Raw genomic sequence first — 17,331 nt, 5'->3', positions numbered from 1 at the left:
GCTTGATTCATTTGTTAAAGAGCGGGTGGTTAAGATCTTTCGTCTCAACCGAGGCGCGCATTCTACAGCAGCACCCGTTACTGTCAAGCGGTTATTTTCCGAAGCTTTCAAAGTTTCCTTTGCAACTTCAACCACTTGCGCTTCGATCAACTTCACGTTGCTCGTTAGCGGGAGGCGAATTCTACAGCGTTACAACCTGCTGTCAACCACCTTTTTTCACCGCTTTCGATCAACTCATCGAAACCTCTTCCTCGCCAATCAAACCGGCTAACTACTTGATTACCAAGGAGTTTTCCGTTTCATCTGCTCCGGAAGAGGTGCGAATTATAGACAGATTCGAGAGGCCGTCAACCGTTAATTTACGCTTATTCCAAATTAAGCGTAATACGCCCGAAAGCCTTCTTCCCAGCCTGACAGACATGCATCGCGCCCAGCTTGAATATGAAGGTGCGATCCACGACCTCACCATCTATACGCACACCACCGGACGCCAACAGATCACGCGCCACCGCAGAGTTCTTGACCAGGCCCGCCTTATTAAGGACAGCGGCGATCGGCATATCCTCAGCAGCAGTCAACGCGATCTCCGGCAGATCATCCGGCAGCTCGCCTTCCTTCATACGGTTGCCCGCAGAACGGTGCGCGGAAGCTGCAGCTTCTTCACCATGGAAACGCGCCACAATTTCTTCAGCCAGCTTGATCTTGATATCGCGCGGATTCGCACCCGCTTCGCAATCAGCCTTGAAGCCGTCGATCTCTTCCATCGAGCGGAAGCTCAGCAGCTCGAAGTAACGCCACATCAACGCATCAGGAATCGAGACAAGCTTGCTGTACATAATGCCCGGCGCTTCCTGGATACCTACGTAGTTACCCAGCGACTTGGACATCTTCTTCACGCCATCCAGACCCTCCAACAACGGCATGGTCAGAATGCATTGAGCTTCTTGCCCGTAAGCGCGCTGCAACTCGCGCCCCATCAGCAGATTGAATTTCTGGTCGGTACCGCCCAGCTCGACATCCGCACGCAACGCAACGGAGTCATAACCCTGGACCAGCGGATAGAGGAATTCGTGGATGGCGATGGGCTGGTTGGTCTTGTAACGCTTGTCGAAGTCGTCGCGCTCAAGCATCCGCGCCACCGTGTATTGCGAGGACAGCCGAATGAAATCCGCAGGGCTCAGTTGATCCATCCAGGTGGAGTTGAATGCCACCTCGGTTTTCGCCGGATCAAGGATCTTGAATACCTGGGACTTGTAAGTTTCGGCGTAATCCAGCACCTGCTCACGGGTCAGTGGCGGACGCGTTGCGCTTTTGCCGCTCGGATCACCGATCATGCCGGTGAAGTCGCCGATCAGGAAGATGACCTGGTGACCGAGATCCTGAAACTGACGCAGCTTATTAATAAGCACGGTATGACCCAGATGCAGATCAGGTGCCGTTGGGTCGAACCCGGCTTTAATACGTAGTGGCTGGCCGCGCTTGAGCTTGGTAATCAGCTCAGCCTCGACCAGGAGTTCATCCGCCCCGCGCTTGATTAGCGCCAGCTGCTCTTCAACCGACTTCATATAAGCCCCGTCATCGCCTATTTAAAGGGAACCAACCATACAAGATCAGGGCCCGTTTACAAAGTTTTGCCCAGCACCCGACGCCGAATCATAAATTGAAACGTTTGGCAGGGTTGCTTCGAGCAGGTTTTGGTTATATTTTATACAGTTATTTCATCTTCATCATGTCATTCATCTTTTCCAATTCATCTTTTCAAAGTCAAAATTACCTATGAATACACCGCCTAAAGCGCCTCCGCTTTATCCGAAGACCCACCTGCTCGCTGCAAGCGGCATCGCCGCCTTGCTGAGCCTGGCTCTCCTGGTATTCCCTTCAAGTGACGTTGAAGCTAAAAAAACCACGCTGAATCTTGATCTGGAAATCCCCACAGATCAGCGCATAGAACAACAAGACGTTCAAGAATCGACTCAAGCCACACCAGACACCACCGAATCTCCGTTTGCCCAGATCGACAATGGCACTGAAGAAACTCAGGAAAACGCCACCACAGAGCCCGCCAAAGAAGCTGCGCCGCAGCCGAAGGCGCCTGCAGTTGCGGCCACGAACGCGAATCACCGGGAAATTGCAGTCACCAAGGGTGACACGCTTTCCACGCTGTTCGAAAAAGTCGGGCTGCCCGCCACGACCGTGCATGAGGTCCTGGCCAGCGATAAGCAGGCCAAGCAATTCAGCCAGCTGAAAAACGGCCAGATCCTGCAATTCGAGCTTTCACCTGAAGGCCAGCTAAAGCAGCTGCACAGCAAGATCAGCGAGCTGGAAAGCATCAGCCTTTCCCGGACCGACAAGGGCTTTACCTTCGGCCGCGAAATCAGCAAGCCGAACGTGCGTACCGCCTATGTCCATGGCGTGATCAACAGTTCGCTCTCGCAGTCCGCGCAGCGCGCAGGCCTGTCCCATACCATGACCATGGATATGGCCAACATTTTCGGTTACGACATCGACTTCGCCCAGGACATCCGCAAGGGTGACGAATTCGACGTGATCTACGAGCAGAAAGTCGTGAACGGCAAGACTATTGGCACCGGCAATATTCTGTCTGCCCGCTTCACCAACCACGGCAAGTCCTATTCCGCAGTCCGCTATACCAACAAGCAGGGCAATACCAATTACTACACTGCTGATGGCAACAGCATGCGCAAGGCATTCATCCGTACTCCGGTGGACTTTGCTCGCATCAGTTCGATGTTTTCCATGGGCCGCAAACACCCGATCCTGAACAAGATCCGCGCGCACAAAGGCGTTGACTATGCAGCCCCGCGCGGCACGCCGATCAAAGCCACCGGCGATGGCAAGGTTCTGCTTGCAGGTCGCCGTGGCGGCTACGGCAACACCGTGATCATCCAGCATGGCGATACCTATCGGACGCTGTATGGCCACATGCAAGGTTTTGCCAAAGGCATACAAACTGGCGGCAGTGTCAAACAAGGTCAGGTGATCGGCTATATTGGTACCACCGGCCTGTCGACAGGACCTCATTTGCACTATGAGTTCCAGGTCAATGGCGTGCACGTTGACCCTCTGGGTCAGAAATTGCCGATGGCGGATCCAATCGCCAAATCCGAAAAACAGCGGTTCATGCAGCAGAGCCAGCCGTTGATGGCTCGCATGGAACAGGAAAAGGCCACCACGCTGGCCTCGAGCAAACGATAAGCCATGGCCTTCTTCTATATTGGTGTGATGTCCGGCAGCAGCCTCGATGGGATCGATATAGCCCTGTTGGAGCAAGACGACCGGCCGAGATTGCTGGCGACCCACTACATTCCGATGCCTGACGACTTGCGCGCAGAGCTGCTGGGCCTGTGTTCCAGCGGCCCGGATGAGCTGGCGCGCGCCAGCATTGCCGAGCAAAAGTGGGTACAGCTCGCAGCCAAAGGCGTGCTGACACTGCTCAGCGAACAGAACATGGTTGCGGGCCAGATCCGCGCCATCGGCAGCCATGGCCAGACCATCCGCCACGAACCCGCGCGCGGGTTCAGCGTGCAGATCGGCAACCCGGCGCTACTTGCAGAGCTCACCGAGATCACGGTCGTCAGTGACTTCCGCCGTCGCGACATCGCGGCGGGTGGCCAAGGCGCTCCGCTGGTGCCCGCGTTTCACGAAGCGCTGTTCGACGACAACAAGGACCGCCGCGCAGTATTGAACATCGGGGGCTTCAGCAACTTGAGCCTGATCGAGCTGGACCTGCCGGTTACCGGATTCGATTGCGGTCCCGGCAACGTGCTGCTCGATGCCTGGATTCAATCCCAGCGCGGTCAGAGTTACGACCAGGACGGTGCCTGGGGCGCAAGTGGGCAAGTCGATCCCGCGCTGCTCAAGTCCTTGCTCAGCGATCAGTTTTTCCTGACCAAAGGCCCGAAGAGTACCGGCCGCGAAGTATTCAATCTTGGCTGGCTGCATCATCACTTGTTCCAGCTGCCGACTCTGGCGCCGGAAAACGTACAGGCCACGTTGATGGAGCTGACGGCTCTGACGATCACCGAATCCCTGCAGTCCGCACAGTCCGAAACCAAGGAGCTGCTGATCTGCGGCGGCGGCGCTCACAACGTGGCGCTGACCGACCGACTGGCGCAATTGCTGCCCAATACCAAGGTCAGCAGCACCGAAGCCTTTGGTGTTGATCCGGACTGGGTCGAGGCGATGGCCTTCGCCTGGCTGGCCCATTGCTGCCTGGAAGGCGTGCCTGCCAACCGTCCTACGGTCACCGGCGCCAAGGGCCTGCGGGTACTGGGCGCAATTTATCCCGCCTGATCAAGACACAATGAAAAACGCCGCGCATATGCGCGGCGTTTTCATGTGTACAACCAGCCAATCAGATCGAGAAAGACGAGCCGCAACCACAAGTGGTGGATGCATTCGGATTTTTGATCACGAAGCGCGAGCCTTCCAGACCTTCCTGGTAGTCCACTTCTGCACCAGCCAGATACTGAAAGCTCATCGGATCAACAACCAGACTTACGCCTTCGCGCTCGACGATGGTGTCATCGTCCGCGACGTCTTCATCGAAGGTGAAGCCATACTGAAAACCGGAACAGCCGCCACCTGTCACGAAGACACGCAGCTTCAGGCGATCATTGCCCTCTTCATCGACCAGGCTTTTCACTTTGTGCGCGGCACCGTGGGTGAATTGCAAAGCCGTTGGAGTGAAGGATTCGACGCTCATGTTAGATATCTCCCGGCGCTAAGCCGTCATAATGCGTAATGACGCGCATTATCCGCTTCTCCTACAAAATCGGTCAACTATTTGGAGAGCAGTGGCAAGCAACAGGCTTCAAGCCGCAAGAAGCAGCGTGGCTTCCAGCAGCTTGAAACCAGCAGTCGCCTTTAAGGCATCATCCCGGCATGGGAAAGACCCAGCTTCTCGTCCAGACCGAACAGGATGTTCATGTTCTGCACAGCCTGGCCCGACGCGCCCTTGACCAGATTATCGATAACCGAGAGCACCACCACCAGATCACCGCCCTGTGGTCGATGCACGGCAATCCGGCACACGTTGGCTCCGCGCACGCTGCGGGTTTCCGGGTGGCTACCGGCAGGCATGACGTCGACGAACGGTTCGTTGGCGTAACGCTTTTCGAACAACGCCTGCAGATCGACGGACTTGTCAGTCACCGTTGCGTACAGCGTGGAGTGAATGCCACGGATCATTGGCGTCAGGTGGGGCACGAAAGTCAGACCGACATCACCACCCGCAGCGCGGCGCAAACCCTGAGTGATTTCCGGCAGGTGACGATGGCCTTTGACCGCGTAGGCCTTGAAGCTTTCGTTAGCCTCGGAATACAGCGAACCCAGGCTCAAACCACGACCCGCACCGCTCACGCCGGATTTGCAGTCGGCGATCAGACGTGTGTTATCGGCGATGCCAGCTTCGAGCAATGGCAGGAAACCCAGCTGAGTTGCAGTCGGATAGCAGCCCGGCACAGCAATCAAGCGAGCCTGTTTGATCTGCTCGCGATTGACTTCCGGCAAGCCGTACACCGCCTGCTCAAGCAGCTCAGGCGCACCATGGGGCTGGCCGTACCACTTGGCCCACTCCACAGGATCCTGCAGACGGAAGTCAGCGGACAGGTCGATGACCTTGGTGCCGGCGTCGAGCAATTCGCCCGCCAACGCGTGGGCAACCCCGTGAGGCGTGGCGAAGAAAACGACGTCGCAGGCACCCAGCGTTTTCACGTCCGGCACGCTGAAGGCCAGGCCGTCGTAATGGCCTCGCAAATTCGGGTACATGTCGGCGACAGGCAGACCCGCCTCGGATCGGGAAGTGATGACGACCACTTCAGCTTGCGGATGCTGTGCCAACAAACGCAGCAATTCGACTCCGGTGTAACCCGTGCCGCCGACGATACCGACCTTGACCATAACCCTGCCCTCTGCGTACCAACTGGAAAGCCGTCGATAATATGGGCGTAACGCGTCTGCGACAACCGACAACGTGACGTATGGACGCCCAAGCCACTACTATTTGCGCACCGTGAACCTGGGAATAACTAAAAATGCTTTTATGGATCAAAGCTTTTCATATCGTTTCAATGGTCTGCTGGTTTGCAGGCCTGTTCTACTTGCCGAGACTTTTCGTCTACCACTCCTTGAGCGAAGACGCCGTAAGTCGCGAACGATTTTGCACGATGGAGCGCAAGCTGTACCGGGGCATCATGGGGCCGGCGATGATTGCCACGCTGGTGTTCGGCATCTGGCTGATCAGCCTCGTACCGGGGTACATGAGTCAAGGCTGGATGCACGCGAAACTGACGCTGGTGGTGCTGCTGATCGGCTATCACCATGTCTGTGGAGCGCAGGTCAAACGCTTCGCCCGTGGCGAGAACGGCCGCAGCCACGTGTTTTATCGCTGGTTCAATGAAATCCCTGTATTGATTTTGCTGGCCATCGTCATCTTGGTGGTGGTTAAACCTTTCTAGGCTTTAATAAAGAGTCCTACAGCACCGGGGAACCGTTCATGTCACTGCCAGTTCTGCTTGAACAACGCTTGCGTCTGCCGCTAGTGGTTGCCCCGATGTTTCTGATTTCCAATCCCGATCTCGTTCTGGCCTGCTGCCGCAACGGGATCGTGGGAAGTTTTCCGGCGCTTAACCAGCGGGAAAGCAGCGGTTTCAAAAACTGGCTGGAAGAAATCGAAGCCGGCCTGGCGCAGCTGGAAAAGCCCGCGCCGTACGCGGTAAACCTGATCGTCCACCACAGCAATCCCCGCTTACAGGCCGATCTGGCGATTTGTATCGAGCACAAAGTACCCATCGTGATTACTAGCCTAGGCGCGGTAAAGGAACTGGTGGACGCCGTGCACAGTTACGGCGGACTGGTTTTCCATGACGTCACTACGCGTCGGCATGCCGAAAAAGCGGCGGAAGCTGGGGTAGATGGATTGATTGCGGTGGCGGCCGGTGCTGGCGGACACGCCGGAACATGGAGCCCTTTTTCGCTTATTGCGGAAATACGCCAATTCTTCGACAAAACCCTGCTCCTCGCCGGTTGTCTGAACCATGGCCACGAAATCCTCGCAGCGCAATTGCTGGGCGCAGATCTGGCTTATCTGGGCACGCGATTCATCGCAACCCGAGAGAGTCAGGCACCGCAAGCCTACAAAGACATGTTGCTGTCGTCCAAAGCCGTCGATATCGTGCACACCGCCGCCGTTTCCGGGGTGCCTGCCAGCTTCATGCGCCAAAGCCTGGAAAATGCCGGGTTCGACCTGGCAGCACTGCAAGGCAAGGGAGACGTGGATTCCGGCTCGAAGCTCAAGCCCATCAGCGATGAGGCCAAGGCATGGAAAACCGTCTGGTCGGCAGGCCAGGGAGTGGGTGGAATCTCGGATCTTCCCAGTGTCGAGGAGTTGATCCAGCGCCTGGACGCGGAATACCGACATGCACAACGTGCAAGCGCTCGACTGGCTGGCCTCTGGCCCCGCTGATTTATGACATGGCGCCTCACGCTTTTGGAAGCGTGATCGTCTGCGTCGCATTTATTTCAAGACAAGGAAGCCAACCATGGCCGATACCCTCTACAAGATTGTGTTCGACGGGCAGCTGCGCACCGGCGTTGACCTGCAAACTGCCAAGCTGAACCTTGCACAGCTGTTCAAGAGTGAAACCTCGGCGGTGGAAAAGCTGTTCAGCGGTAAGCCGATTGCACTCAAGCGCGGCCTTACTCATTCCGATGCCCTGAGTTATATCAGCGCGTTGACGAACGCCGGTGTCGATGCACGCATCGAGGCGGACCCGGCGATCAGCCTCAGCCTGGAAGAAATCGAAGAACCGCGCGCCCATGCAGAGCCTGTCAGCGCCTATGCGGCCTCGCCATATGCCCCGCCTCGCGCACCGGTTGGCGCGGCTGCGCTGCAATATTCGACACTCAAGGTGTTCAGCGTGCAGGGTCGCATTGGCCGGGTGCGTTATCTGGCCTGGAGCCTGGTGCTCATGGTTGTGGCATCGTTGGTCGCGGCACTTTGCGCCGGCGTCATGAGCGTTTCACTGGTTGGCGGCGGTCTGCTTGCCACCGTGGCCTTTGTCGCCTTCCTCGTCATCAGCATCCAGATCGGCGTGCAACGCCTGCACGACGTCGGCTGGTCGGGATGGCTGCTGCTGTTGAACCTGATTCCCTTCGTCAACAGCATCTTCCCGATCCTGATCGTCGTGATGCCGGGTAATCAGGGCGCGAATCAATATGGCCCGCCTGCGCCGCCCAATAGCCAGTCGGTGAAGGTATTGGCGTGGCTGTGGGTCGCCTTCCTCGCGCTGATCATTACCGCAGGTATCGTCGGTGGCTTCAGCGCAATCCAGGCGGAGCTGGAAAACTCGACGGTCGAGTACGAACAATCGCTGCCTTATGACGATGACGCCGCGACGCCGAGCGATGAAGACTCGGACACCGTCATAGAAAGCGAAGTGAATAAATAGTCCGATTTTCATGTTTCATGATGAATCGTGGTTGGCTGCACGTTGAATGGAGAAATGCATGACCCGTTACGCCTTGATTACTGGCGCTTCCAGCGGCATCGGCCTGGCAATGGCTGAAGCGCTGGCCCGCCGGGGGCGCAGTCTGATTCTGGTCGCACGTCAGCGTGACTTGCTGGAAACCGTTGCCATCGAGCTGACTCAGCGATTCGGCGTCGAGGTGCTGTTTCGCGCCTGCGATCTGGGCGAACCGTTGCGGTTGTCCGGATTTCTTTTGGAGCTGGAAGAAGAAGGCGCACATCAGATCGACCTGTTGGTCAATTGTGCCGGCATCGGTACCAGTGGCCCGTTCCTGGCGCAGGACTGGGGGCTTGAGCAGGACCTGATCGACTTGAACATTCTTGCCCTGACCCGTTTGTGTCACACCGTCGGCAATCTAATGGCGCTGCAAGGCGGCGGGCAGATCCTCAATGTTTCATCCGTCGCAGCGTTCAGTCCCGGCCCGTGGATGAGCGCCTATCACGCCAGCAAGGCCTATGTTCTGCATTTCTCCGAAGGCTTGCGTGAAGAAGTGAAGAAAACCGGGATCAAGGTTTCGGTACTTTGCCCCGGGCCGACCCGCACGTCTTTCATGCGTACCGCGCAGCTTCAGAGTGAAAAGCTCGAGCGCAGCAAACGCATGATGAGCCCGGAGGAAGTCGCGCTGTATGCGGTCCGCGCCCTGGCGAAAAACCGTGCCGTGATCATTCCGGGTTGGCGCAACAAGCTGTTGGCGTTCTGCCCGCGTTTCGGTTCGCGCTGGTTGAATCGCAGCATCGTCGGACTGATCAACAAATCTTACTGCCCACGCTGACCGACAAACGGCTGGGCGCGCCAAGGCTGCATCGATACACTCGAATGCGCTCGCTCAGTCAATTAATCAGCGACTCAACATCCACCCACAAGGAGCAAATGGCTGTGGATACTTTGTTTACCAAGATCATCAACCGGGAAATACCCGCCAAGATCATCTATGAAGATGACCAGGTGCTGGCCTTTCACGACATTGCGCCCCAGGCGCCGGTGCATTTTCTGGTTATCCCGAAAAAGGCGATTCGCACCCTTAATGACCTGACCGAAGACGACAAGGGTCTGGCCGGTCATATCCTGTTCACCGCCCAACGCCTCGCCAGGGAACTGGGCTGCGAAGATGGCTTTCGTGTCGTCATGAACTGCAATGAGTTGGGCGGGCAGACCGTTTATCACATTCATATGCATGTTCTGGGTCAGCGCCAGATGCACTGGCCGCCGGGCTGATTGCCGTACGCTCAAGCACTTGCAGCCCGCCGCAGGCTCTGAAGCCGTGCGGCGGGCTGATCCAGCTCAAACCTCCTACGCCTGATTGCGGTAGACTGGCCGCCATGGTTTTTCCGGAGGTGCCCATGGCTACCGAACGTCACTACTCCCCGATTGATCGTCTTCTGCTACAAGCCGATGCCGCGATGCGCACTTTGCTTCCATCCAAGGGTTACTCCTATCGGCCATCGCCCGCCATCGTTCAACCCGAAGCCGAGATGAGCGATGTCGACACCCGCCACGTCGCCGGGCTGATGCGCATCAACCATACCGGCGAAGTCTGTGCGCAGGCGCTGTATCAAGGCCAGGCCTTGACCGCCAAGCTGCCCAACGTTCGTGCAGCCATGGAACACGCGGCCGAAGAAGAAATCGACCATCTGGTCTGGTGCGAACAACGTATTCACCAGCTGGGCAGCCACACCAGCGTGCTGAACCCACTGTTTTACGGCATGTCGTTCGGCATTGGCGCCGTGGCAGGCCTGATCAGCGACAAGGTCAGCCTGGGTTTCGTGGCGGCGACTGAAGATCAGGTCTGCAAACACCTCAACGAACATCTTGAGCAAATCCCCGCCGAGGATGAAAAGTCCCGCGCGATCCTGCAACAGATGCGGATTGATGAAGAGCGCCATGCCGAAAGTGCCCTGGATGCGGGCGGATTTCGTTTTCCCGCGCCGATCAAGTTTGGTATGAGCGTGCTGGCCAAAGTGATGACAAAAAGTACCTACCGTATATAACGCCTCATTAAAGGTGCCCGTCACCCGGGCGCCTTTTGTTTCGAATTATTACCATTTGCGATAATCACTATTATTATCATTGGGTTTCAAGCCCGGCCTGGACTGCGTACCCTATCGGGACTTTTCCCAGGAGGGCCGCAATGTCCAGCCCGCAAAGCACCGCTTCAACTGCCTCCACATCGCCTTCCGAAGCACGGCATCACGATCAGACGCTGCAGAACGACCTGCAGCAACTGAAGAAAACCGGAATATTCTTTCTCCTGTTCATTGCGCTGGTGTGTGCTGGCTTTGGCTTGATCTATCTCGACATTGCTATCGCCAACACGCAAATGCTCGAAGTCTCTTTCACCGAGATTGGTCAGGAACTCATGCTGGCGATCTGTGCCGGCTTGTTCTGGTTCAGCCGTGGCACTGACGCGCAGAAAGGGCTGAATGCTCTCGCAGGTGGATTTTTCGCCTGTATGTTGATCCGCGAACTTGACGGATTGTTCGACCCCATCAGCCACAGCTTCTGGTTGTGGCCCGCCCTCGCGACCGCTGGGATCTGCATCTTCAAAGCCGTTGGCAAACGCGACAGCCGCCTGGAAACCCTTTCAGCACTGGCGCATTTTACTCGTCAGGCGAGCTTTACCATGATCGTCGCTGGCCTTGGGGTACTGGTGTTTTCGCGGATCTTCGGTATGGGCACGTTGTGGCATCACATATTGCAAGAGGGCTATCAGCGCCTGGCGAAAACCACCACTGAAGAAGGACTGGAACTGTTAGCGTACTGCCTGTTCATCACCGGCAGCCTTCAGCACTATGTTCAGCAACTCAAATCCAGAAACCCGTAACCTGCCGGACTTCAAACATCACACCCATAAAAAAGGCGCCTTGAAGGCGCCTTTTTTTGCTGCTTGAAACTCAGAGGGCGACGTTGCGTCCGTAAAAGATTTCCAGCATTTCGTGTTTGACCTTGGAGGTTACTTGCTCGCGTTGCTCAGTCGATAGATTGCTGGTCGCATCGCCGAACAGGTAATTATCCAGTTCGAAGTTCTTGAGCAGCATCTTGGTGTGGAACAGGTTCTCCTGGTACACGTTCACGTCGGTCATCTGGTAACCGTTGCGCGTGTCTTCCGAGAGGTAGTTCTGAATGGAGTTGATCTCGTGATCGATGAAATGCTTCTTGCCCTCGACGTCACGCGTGAAGCCGCGCACACGATAATCGACCGTCACGATGTCCGATTCGAACTTGTGGATCAGATAGTTCAGCGCCTTGAGCGGTGAAATAACGCCACAGGTAGAAACGTCGATGTCCACGCGGAAAGTCGCGATGCCATCCACCGGATGGATCTCTGGATAGGTGTGGACCGTGATGTGGGACTTGTCGAGGTGCGCCAGAATGGTTTCCGGCAGCGGGCCCGGCGACTCTTCAATCTGGCTTTCGGTAGGCGTCACCGGCTGCTCGGAGATGAGGATGGTCACGCTGGCACCTTGCGGATCGTAATCCTGGCGGGCGATGTTCAGGATGTTGGCGCCAATGATATCGACAACATCTGTGAGAATCCGCGTCAGGCGTTCGGCGTCGTACACACTATTGATGTACTCGACGTAAGCCTGCTGGTCCTGCGGAGTTTCCGCATAGCAGATGTCATAAATGTTGAAGCTCAAGGTCTTTGTCAGGTTATTGAACCCGTGGAGCTTGAGTTTGCTTTTCACCGTTAAAAACTCTCTATATATGTGCGGCCCAGGCCACGTGATCAAGCATGCCCGTCAGATGAGCCTGGCTCAGCTGCGTAGGACGGTTAACACCTCTTCGCGTTGGCGATTTTGGTTGTCAGTTCGGGCACGGTCGCAAAAAACGCTACGACCTGCGCCCTCAAAAAGTGGCGCATTATGCAGACGTCAGAAGCTGTCTGCCAGAGTGTGCGCCGCTTTTATGATAATTGGATGTCTGAACAGGGCTTGCCGCCGTTCGGCGCAGTCGTGCCGACCACCGGTTTCAGCCCAATTCGATGATTTCGTAATCGTGGGTAATCTCGACGCCCGCATTGCCGAGCATGATCGACGCCGAGCAATACTTCTCGGCCGACAGCTCGATGGCACGCTTGACCTGAGCTTCTTTCAAGCCGCGACCCTTGACCACGAAATGCAGATGGATCTTGGTGAAGACCTTGGGATCTTCATCGGCGCGCTCGGCTTCGAGAAAGGCTTCGCAGCTCTCGATCGGCTGGCGGGACTTTTTGAGAATGCTGACCACATCGAAGTTGCTGCAGCCACCCAGGCCGATCAGCACCATTTCCATGGGCCGCACACCCAGATTGCGACCGCCGCTTTCTGGCGGGCCATCCATGACTACCACATGACCGCTGCCGGATTCACCGAGGAACATGGCTTCACCAGCCCATTGAATGCGTGCCTTCATCGCCGGGACTCCACTGCTAAAAAAGGGTCGCCAGCTTAGCACGGGGCAAGCGATGGCTGGATGCAGGCCTAAATGCCTTTTCGAAATAAAAAAGTAGGAAATTTCCTAAATGTCGTCGAATCTCGGTGTCCGGGTTACGGTAAATGAGAGTTGCTGCCGATAACACTGAAAGTGCCCTACGGCGACGTACCTTTTTTCGGAAAATAAGCATGGTTGCTATCACGCTCACGCCCAAAATAAAGAATCTGGATAAGCTGCTCTCCCACGCCCAGCGCCGCCGCTGCTCTGCCAAAACCAACATCATTTGTGCGGGCGACCCTGCGCAATCGCTGTTTTTCATCGTCAAGGGATCGGTGACGGTGGTCATCGAAGACGATGAAGGACGCGAGATGATTATCGCGTACCTCAACACCGGTGACTTCTTCGGCGAGCTGGGGCTATTTGAAGCGCCGGGCCTTGAATCCGTACGCAGCGCCTGGGTTCGCGCCAAGACCGAGTGCGAAGTGGCTGAAATCAGCTACAGCAAATTCCGCGAATTGACTCAGCAAGAGCCGGACATCCTGTACGCCATCGGCGGCCAGATGGCTCAGCGCCTGCGAAATACCACGCGCAAGGTCGGCGATCTGGCGTTTCTGGACGTCACTGGCCGCGTGGCGGGTACATTGCTGGACTTGTGCAAGCAACCCGACGCCATGACCCATCCCGACGGCATGCAGATCAAGATCACCCGCCAGGAAATCGGGCGGATCGTGGGCTGCTCAAGGGAAATGGTCGGCCGGGTGCTCAAGGCACTGGAAGAACAGAAACTGGTCCACGTCAAAGGCAAGACCATGGTGGTGTTTGGAACGCGATGAACGTGTGCGGGCGCAGCAAACACAAAACCCGTAGGACCGGCTTCAGCCGGGAGCTCAGGAGAATGCCCTCCCGGCTGAAGCCGGTCCTACGGGAATACGCGGTGACCCAGCTGCGCAAGCATTGCCACATAAACATCCGCCAGCTTTTCCAGCACACCCTCAACCGCAAACGCCTCACGCAGCGCAATATGGCTGTCGGCCCGAACGCGCTGTTCCAGCTCGCAGATCTCATTGAAGCGATTGACCGCTGCTGCCATTTCCTGACGCTCGTTATCCACCAACAGTGCACCGTGAGCGAGAACGACAGGCCTTGTGCCGCCCTGGCTCTGGCGCCAGCGCTGGGCCGTGCCGACCATTTTGCGGCCGTCGAGGTTGACGTTGAAGCGGCCGTCACAGAACGCCCCCTCCACCTCGCCCAGCGACGCAGCCCCACCCAATTCACTCAAGACATCGAGAATTGGCTGACACAAACGTCGGTAGGCAATCTCGATGCGGTCGCGATCAAGGTCGCTGGCGGGTTGGGCGTAAACCAGTGCGATGTTAACCGTGGCGCACGATTGCGGGACCGGCTCGCCGCCGCTTTCGCGCAACAGGATCGGCCAACCACTGTCGGCCAGTGTTTCGCTGGCTTCGGTAAACCCCGGCAGGCGACTCATGCGCCGTGGCATGACTAACGCGCGATCCAGCGGACGCCACATCAGCAGGCCGTAATCGGCATCGCCCGCGCAGACCTTGGCCAGCAAATCCTGCTCGGCTTGCAGGCCCGCTTCGACGCAGATATCAACAACCAGGTCAGACATGGTGATCCTCTGTAACAACTGTCGAAGCAAGTCCCGCCAGACGCTGATCAGTCAGCCGTGGAGGCATTGATCAGGGTGCCGCGCTCAGGGAAGAACAACCGCTGCAGCTCCGCGCCCGGCTGTTCGGCGCGCATGAACGCTTCGCCGACCAGGAAGGCATAGACATCGCTGATTTCCATCAGCTCGACATCCGCACGATTGAAAATGCCGCTTTCGGTGACCACCAGCCGATCTCGCGGAATGCGCGGCAGCAGGTCCAGCGTTGTTTCGAGGTTGACCTCGAAGGTGTGCAGGTTGCGGTTATTGATGCCGACCAGCGGAGTGTCGAGGGTTTTCAGCGCGCGCTCCAGTTCATCGCCGTCGTGCACTTCCACCAGAACATCCAACCCAACGCTTTTGGCGACTGATGCCAGCTCGGCCATTTTCGCGTCGTCCAGCGCGGACACGATCAACAGGATGCAATCGGCACCCAGCGCGCGGGCTTCGACGATCTGGTAAGGATCGATCATGAAATCCTTGCGGATCACCGGCAGTTTGCATGCGGCACGAGCCTGTTGCAGATACAGGTCCGCGCCCTGGAAATAATCGATATCGGTGAGGACCGAAAGACAGGTCGCCCCGCCCTTCTCGTAGCTTTTGGCGATGTCGGCAGGAATGAAATTCTCGCGAATCACGCCTTTGCTGGGCGACGCCTTTTTGATTTCGGCGATCACCGCAGGCTGCTTGCGCTTGGCCTGTTCGATCAAAGCCTTGGCAAAGCCGCGAGTCGGGTCGGCGGCCTTGGCCAGCGCTTCGACCTCGGCCAGACTGACGCGCGCGCGGCGCTCAGCCACTTCCTCGGCCTTGCGGGCGAGAATATTTTCCAGAACGGTTGGCACGCTCATCCTTCATTCTCCTGCTTGAACACCGCGGTAAAGGCGCCCAACTCATCCAGTTTTTCCCGGGCCAGGCCGGTGTGCAATGCATCATGAGCCAGCGCCACGCCATCTTTAAGCGTGTAGGCATGATCAGCAGCATAAAGCGCCGCGCCCGCATTAAGCACAATCATTTCCGCAGCTTTCTGACCGTTTTCGGTCTTGCGACGCCCCAAGGCATCGCGGATCAGTTCCAGCGAAGCCGCCGGGCTTTCAACCGCAAGACCGAACAGGCTTTGGCTCTTGATGCCCAGATCTTCGGGTTGCACCCAGTATTCAGTGACTTCGCCGTTTTTCAGCTCGGCCACGAACGTCGGTGCGGCCAGGCTGAATTCATCCAGGCCGTCCTGAGAATGCACCACCAGAACGTGCTTGCTGCCCATACGAAGCAAGACTTCGGCCAACGGGCGGCACAACGCCTGATTGAACACCCCGACCACCTGATGGCGGACGCCAGCCGGATTCGTAAGCGGGCCGAGCATATTGAACAGGGTGCGCAGGCCAAGATCCCGACGCGGACCGGCCGCGTGCTTCATGGCACCGTGATGGGACTGGGCGAACATGAAACCGATGCCGACGCTGTCGATGCAGCGGGCGACTTGCACGGGCGTCAGGTTCAGATAAACCCCCGCCGCTTCCAGCAGATCAGCGCTGCCGCTTTTACCCGATACCGCACGATTGCCGTGCTTGGCAACGGTGCAACCGGCTGCCGCCACCACGAATGCCGAAGCCGTGGAGACGTTGAAGATATTTGCGCCATCACCACCGGTGCCGACCACGTCAACGACGCCATCGAGGGTTTTCAGCTCGACCTTGCTGGCCAGCTCGCGCATGACAGTCACGGCACCGACGATCTCGTCGATGCTTTCGCTCTTCATGCGCATGCCCATCATGAAGGCGCCGATCTGCGCTTCAGTGCACTGGCCGGTCATGATCTGGCGCATGACGTCACTCATTTCGTCAGTGCTCAGATCCAGCTGGTTGACCACACGACCCAGCGCCGTCTTGATATCCATTGGCTTAACCATAAAAGAATCCTTAACCCTGACGAGTGCCGCCGGTTTGCTTGAGGAAATTGGCGAACAGCTCGTGGCCCTGCTCGGTGAGAATCGACTCGGGATGGAACTGGATGCCCTCGATGTTCAGCGTCTTGTGACGCAAGCCCATGATTTCATCCACCGAGCCGTCTTCCAGCGCGGTCCAGGCAGTGACCTCCAGACATTCCGGCAAGGTTTCGCGCTTGACCACCAGCGAGTGGTAACGGGTAACGGTCAGCGGATGGTTCAAGCCTTCGAACACGCCGTGATCTTCATGAACCACCGGGCTGGTCTTGCCGTGCATGACCTGACGGGCGCGCACCACATCACCACCGAACGCCTGGCCAATCGACTGATGACCAAGGCAGACGCCCAGAATCGGCAGCTTGCCCGCGAAGTGTTTGATCACTTCCAGCGAGACGCCTGCTTCATTGGGGGTGCACGGGCCAGGGGAAACGACAATGCGCTCCGGGTTCAGGGCTTCTATCTGGGCAACGGTCAATTCGTCGTTGCGGATCACTTTAACGTCGGCACCCAGCTCGCCCAGGTATTGCACGACGTTATAGGTAAAGGAGTCGTAGTTATCTATCATCAGCAGCATTTTGGCTTCAACCCATTGATTTACTGACTATTTGTTCAACCTTCGAATTCGTTGCCCAAATGCGCTCCGCTAGTTTAGCGGCCGGGACTGTCCCAAAGAAGCGGCAGGGCAAGGATATAAAGGCGTATCAGGAGGAGTTCCGGACAGGGCCGGAAAAAGAATTAGTCAGGCGCGCCAACGCCAA

At 57.1% G+C, this 17,331-nt stretch carries 19 protein-coding genes; 10 read left to right on the top strand and 9 right to left on the bottom strand.

Annotated elements, in window-relative coordinates; genetic code table 11:
* Positions 1–365: 365 nt before the first annotated feature.
* A complete protein-coding gene (gene tyrS / locus AFK24_RS02930; protein WP_065831814.1) occupies positions 366–1,565 on the bottom strand; it encodes a tyrosine--tRNA ligase in 1,200 nt (399 codons plus the stop codon).
* Positions 1,566–1,776: 211 nt separating this feature from the next.
* Between tyrS and AFK24_RS02925 the strand changes: the two genes are divergently transcribed.
* Positions 1,777–3,216 (top strand): peptidoglycan DD-metalloendopeptidase family protein, encoded by a 1,440-nt coding sequence (locus tag AFK24_RS02925; protein ID WP_065831813.1) that lies wholly within the window; start codon positions 1,777–1,779, stop codon positions 3,214–3,216.
* 3 nt (positions 3,217–3,219) lie between these two features.
* Positions 3,220–4,314 (top strand): anhydro-N-acetylmuramic acid kinase, encoded by a 1,095-nt coding sequence (locus AFK24_RS02920; protein WP_065831812.1) that lies wholly within the window; start codon positions 3,220–3,222, stop codon positions 4,312–4,314.
* Between the two features lie 61 nt (positions 4,315–4,375).
* Here the strand turns inward: AFK24_RS02920 and erpA are convergent, their stop codons facing one another.
* On the bottom strand, positions 4,376–4,726 hold the full coding sequence (gene erpA / locus AFK24_RS02915) for an iron-sulfur cluster insertion protein ErpA (RefSeq protein WP_020292766.1): 351 nt from the start codon (positions 4,724–4,726) through the stop codon (positions 4,376–4,378).
* 161 nt (positions 4,727–4,887) lie between these two features.
* A complete protein-coding gene (gene argC / locus AFK24_RS02910; RefSeq protein ID WP_065831811.1) occupies positions 4,888–5,922 on the bottom strand; it encodes an N-acetyl-gamma-glutamyl-phosphate reductase in 1,035 nt (344 codons plus the stop codon).
* Positions 5,923–6,056: 134 nt separating this feature from the next.
* Here argC and hemJ point away from each other — a divergent pair, with 134 nt between their 5' ends.
* From hemJ to AFK24_RS02875, 7 genes are all read left to right on the top strand, one after another.
* Complete coding sequence (hemJ, locus tag AFK24_RS02905) at positions 6,057–6,479, top strand: protoporphyrinogen oxidase HemJ (protein ID WP_065831810.1); 423 nt, start codon at positions 6,057–6,059, stop codon at positions 6,477–6,479.
* A gap of 38 nt (positions 6,480–6,517) precedes the next feature.
* Complete coding sequence (locus AFK24_RS02900; RefSeq protein WP_065831809.1) at positions 6,518–7,486, top strand: NAD(P)H-dependent flavin oxidoreductase; 969 nt, start codon at positions 6,518–6,520, stop codon at positions 7,484–7,486.
* Between the two features lie 76 nt (positions 7,487–7,562).
* The gene (locus tag AFK24_RS02895) at positions 7,563–8,471 is read left to right on the top strand and encodes a DUF805 domain-containing protein (RefSeq protein WP_065831808.1); all 909 of its coding nucleotides are present in this window, start codon (positions 7,563–7,565) and stop codon (positions 8,469–8,471) included.
* 58 nt (positions 8,472–8,529) lie between these two features.
* A complete protein-coding gene (locus AFK24_RS02890; protein ID WP_020292761.1) occupies positions 8,530–9,321 on the top strand; it encodes an SDR family NAD(P)-dependent oxidoreductase in 792 nt (263 codons plus the stop codon).
* A gap of 104 nt (positions 9,322–9,425) precedes the next feature.
* Entirely contained in the window at positions 9,426–9,764 is a 339-nt protein-coding gene (locus AFK24_RS02885; protein WP_065831816.1) for a histidine triad nucleotide-binding protein, read from the top strand.
* Positions 9,765–9,889: 125 nt separating this feature from the next.
* Complete coding sequence (gene coq7 / locus AFK24_RS02880) at positions 9,890–10,537, top strand: 2-polyprenyl-3-methyl-6-methoxy-1,4-benzoquinone monooxygenase (RefSeq protein ID WP_020292759.1); 648 nt, start codon at positions 9,890–9,892, stop codon at positions 10,535–10,537.
* Between the two features lie 140 nt (positions 10,538–10,677).
* Positions 10,678–11,370, top strand: a complete 693-nt coding sequence (locus AFK24_RS02875; RefSeq protein WP_080482022.1) for a hypothetical protein — start codon at positions 10,678–10,680, stop codon at positions 11,368–11,370.
* A gap of 70 nt (positions 11,371–11,440) precedes the next feature.
* Here the strand turns inward: AFK24_RS02875 and speD are convergent, their stop codons facing one another.
* Entirely contained in the window at positions 11,441–12,235 is a 795-nt protein-coding gene (gene speD, locus AFK24_RS02870) for an adenosylmethionine decarboxylase (RefSeq protein WP_065831807.1), read from the bottom strand.
* Between the two features lie 283 nt (positions 12,236–12,518).
* Positions 12,519–12,941, bottom strand: coding sequence for an OsmC family protein (locus AFK24_RS02865; protein WP_065831806.1), 423 nt, complete (start codon positions 12,939–12,941; stop codon positions 12,519–12,521).
* A gap of 209 nt (positions 12,942–13,150) precedes the next feature.
* Between AFK24_RS02865 and crp the strand changes: the two genes are divergently transcribed.
* Positions 13,151–13,795, top strand: a complete 645-nt coding sequence (crp, locus tag AFK24_RS02860; RefSeq protein WP_065831805.1) for a cAMP-activated global transcriptional regulator CRP — start codon at positions 13,151–13,153, stop codon at positions 13,793–13,795.
* Between the two features lie 86 nt (positions 13,796–13,881).
* Here crp and AFK24_RS02855 read toward each other — a convergent pair whose 3' ends face one another.
* From AFK24_RS02855 to AFK24_RS02840, 4 genes are read right to left on the bottom strand one after another with little or no spacing between them, the layout of a single operon-like run.
* Positions 13,882–14,595, bottom strand: coding sequence for a lipoate--protein ligase family protein (locus tag AFK24_RS02855; RefSeq protein WP_065831804.1), 714 nt, complete (start codon positions 14,593–14,595; stop codon positions 13,882–13,884).
* 47 nt (positions 14,596–14,642) lie between these two features.
* A complete protein-coding gene (gene trpC, locus AFK24_RS02850) occupies positions 14,643–15,479 on the bottom strand; it encodes an indole-3-glycerol phosphate synthase TrpC (RefSeq protein ID WP_065831803.1) in 837 nt (278 codons plus the stop codon).
* Positions 15,476–16,525 (bottom strand): anthranilate phosphoribosyltransferase, encoded by a 1,050-nt coding sequence (gene trpD, locus AFK24_RS02845; protein ID WP_020292752.1) that lies wholly within the window; start codon positions 16,523–16,525, stop codon positions 15,476–15,478. The genes trpC and trpD overlap by 4 nt, the downstream gene beginning before the upstream one ends.
* Before the next feature lie 22 nt (positions 16,526–16,547).
* Positions 16,548–17,147 carry an aminodeoxychorismate/anthranilate synthase component II gene (locus tag AFK24_RS02840; protein ID WP_020292751.1) on the bottom strand — a complete coding sequence of 200 codons (600 nt, stop codon included), beginning with the start codon at positions 17,145–17,147 and terminating at the stop codon, positions 16,548–16,550.
* Positions 17,148–17,331: the final 184 nt, after the last annotated feature.

The sequence above is a fragment of the Pseudomonas syringae genome (assembly GCF_001698815.1).
Lineage (GTDB): Bacteria > Pseudomonadota > Gammaproteobacteria > Pseudomonadales > Pseudomonadaceae > Aquipseudomonas > Aquipseudomonas syringae_A.
The sequence above is the reverse complement of the archived record's forward strand: the minus strand, read 5'-3'. Positions and strand labels throughout refer to the sequence as shown.

Bases quoted from the DNA above. Each gene is read 5' to 3' on its own strand.
- tyrS (WP_065831814.1), bottom strand. From the start codon at position 1,565: ATGAAGTCGGTTGAAGAGCAGCTGGCGCTAATCAAGCGCGGGGCGGAT.
- AFK24_RS02925 (WP_065831813.1), top strand. From the start codon at position 1,777: ATGAATACACCGCCTAAAGCGCCTCCGCTTTATCCGAAGACCCACCTG.
- AFK24_RS02920 (WP_065831812.1), top strand. From the start codon at position 3,220: ATGGCCTTCTTCTATATTGGTGTGATGTCCGGCAGCAGCCTCGATGGG.
- erpA (WP_020292766.1), bottom strand. From the start codon at position 4,726: ATGAGCGTCGAATCCTTCACTCCAACGGCTTTGCAATTCACCCACGGT.
- argC (WP_065831811.1), bottom strand. From the start codon at position 5,922: ATGGTCAAGGTCGGTATCGTCGGCGGCACGGGTTACACCGGAGTCGAA.
- hemJ (WP_065831810.1), top strand. From the start codon at position 6,057: ATGCTTTTATGGATCAAAGCTTTTCATATCGTTTCAATGGTCTGCTGG.
- AFK24_RS02900 (WP_065831809.1), top strand. From the start codon at position 6,518: ATGTCACTGCCAGTTCTGCTTGAACAACGCTTGCGTCTGCCGCTAGTG.
- AFK24_RS02895 (WP_065831808.1), top strand. From the start codon at position 7,563: ATGGCCGATACCCTCTACAAGATTGTGTTCGACGGGCAGCTGCGCACC.
- AFK24_RS02890 (WP_020292761.1), top strand. From the start codon at position 8,530: ATGACCCGTTACGCCTTGATTACTGGCGCTTCCAGCGGCATCGGCCTG.
- coq7 (WP_020292759.1), top strand. From the start codon at position 9,890: ATGGCTACCGAACGTCACTACTCCCCGATTGATCGTCTTCTGCTACAA.
- AFK24_RS02875 (WP_080482022.1), top strand. From the start codon at position 10,678: ATGTCCAGCCCGCAAAGCACCGCTTCAACTGCCTCCACATCGCCTTCC.
- AFK24_RS02865 (WP_065831806.1), bottom strand. From the start codon at position 12,941: ATGAAGGCACGCATTCAATGGGCTGGTGAAGCCATGTTCCTCGGTGAA.
- crp (WP_065831805.1), top strand. From the start codon at position 13,151: ATGGTTGCTATCACGCTCACGCCCAAAATAAAGAATCTGGATAAGCTG.
- AFK24_RS02855 (WP_065831804.1), bottom strand. From the start codon at position 14,595: ATGTCTGACCTGGTTGTTGATATCTGCGTCGAAGCGGGCCTGCAAGCC.
- trpC (WP_065831803.1), bottom strand. From the start codon at position 15,479: ATGAGCGTGCCAACCGTTCTGGAAAATATTCTCGCCCGCAAGGCCGAG.
- trpD (WP_020292752.1), bottom strand. From the start codon at position 16,525: ATGGATATCAAGACGGCGCTGGGTCGTGTGGTCAACCAGCTGGATCTG.
- AFK24_RS02840 (WP_020292751.1), bottom strand. From the start codon at position 17,147: ATGCTGCTGATGATAGATAACTACGACTCCTTTACCTATAACGTCGTG.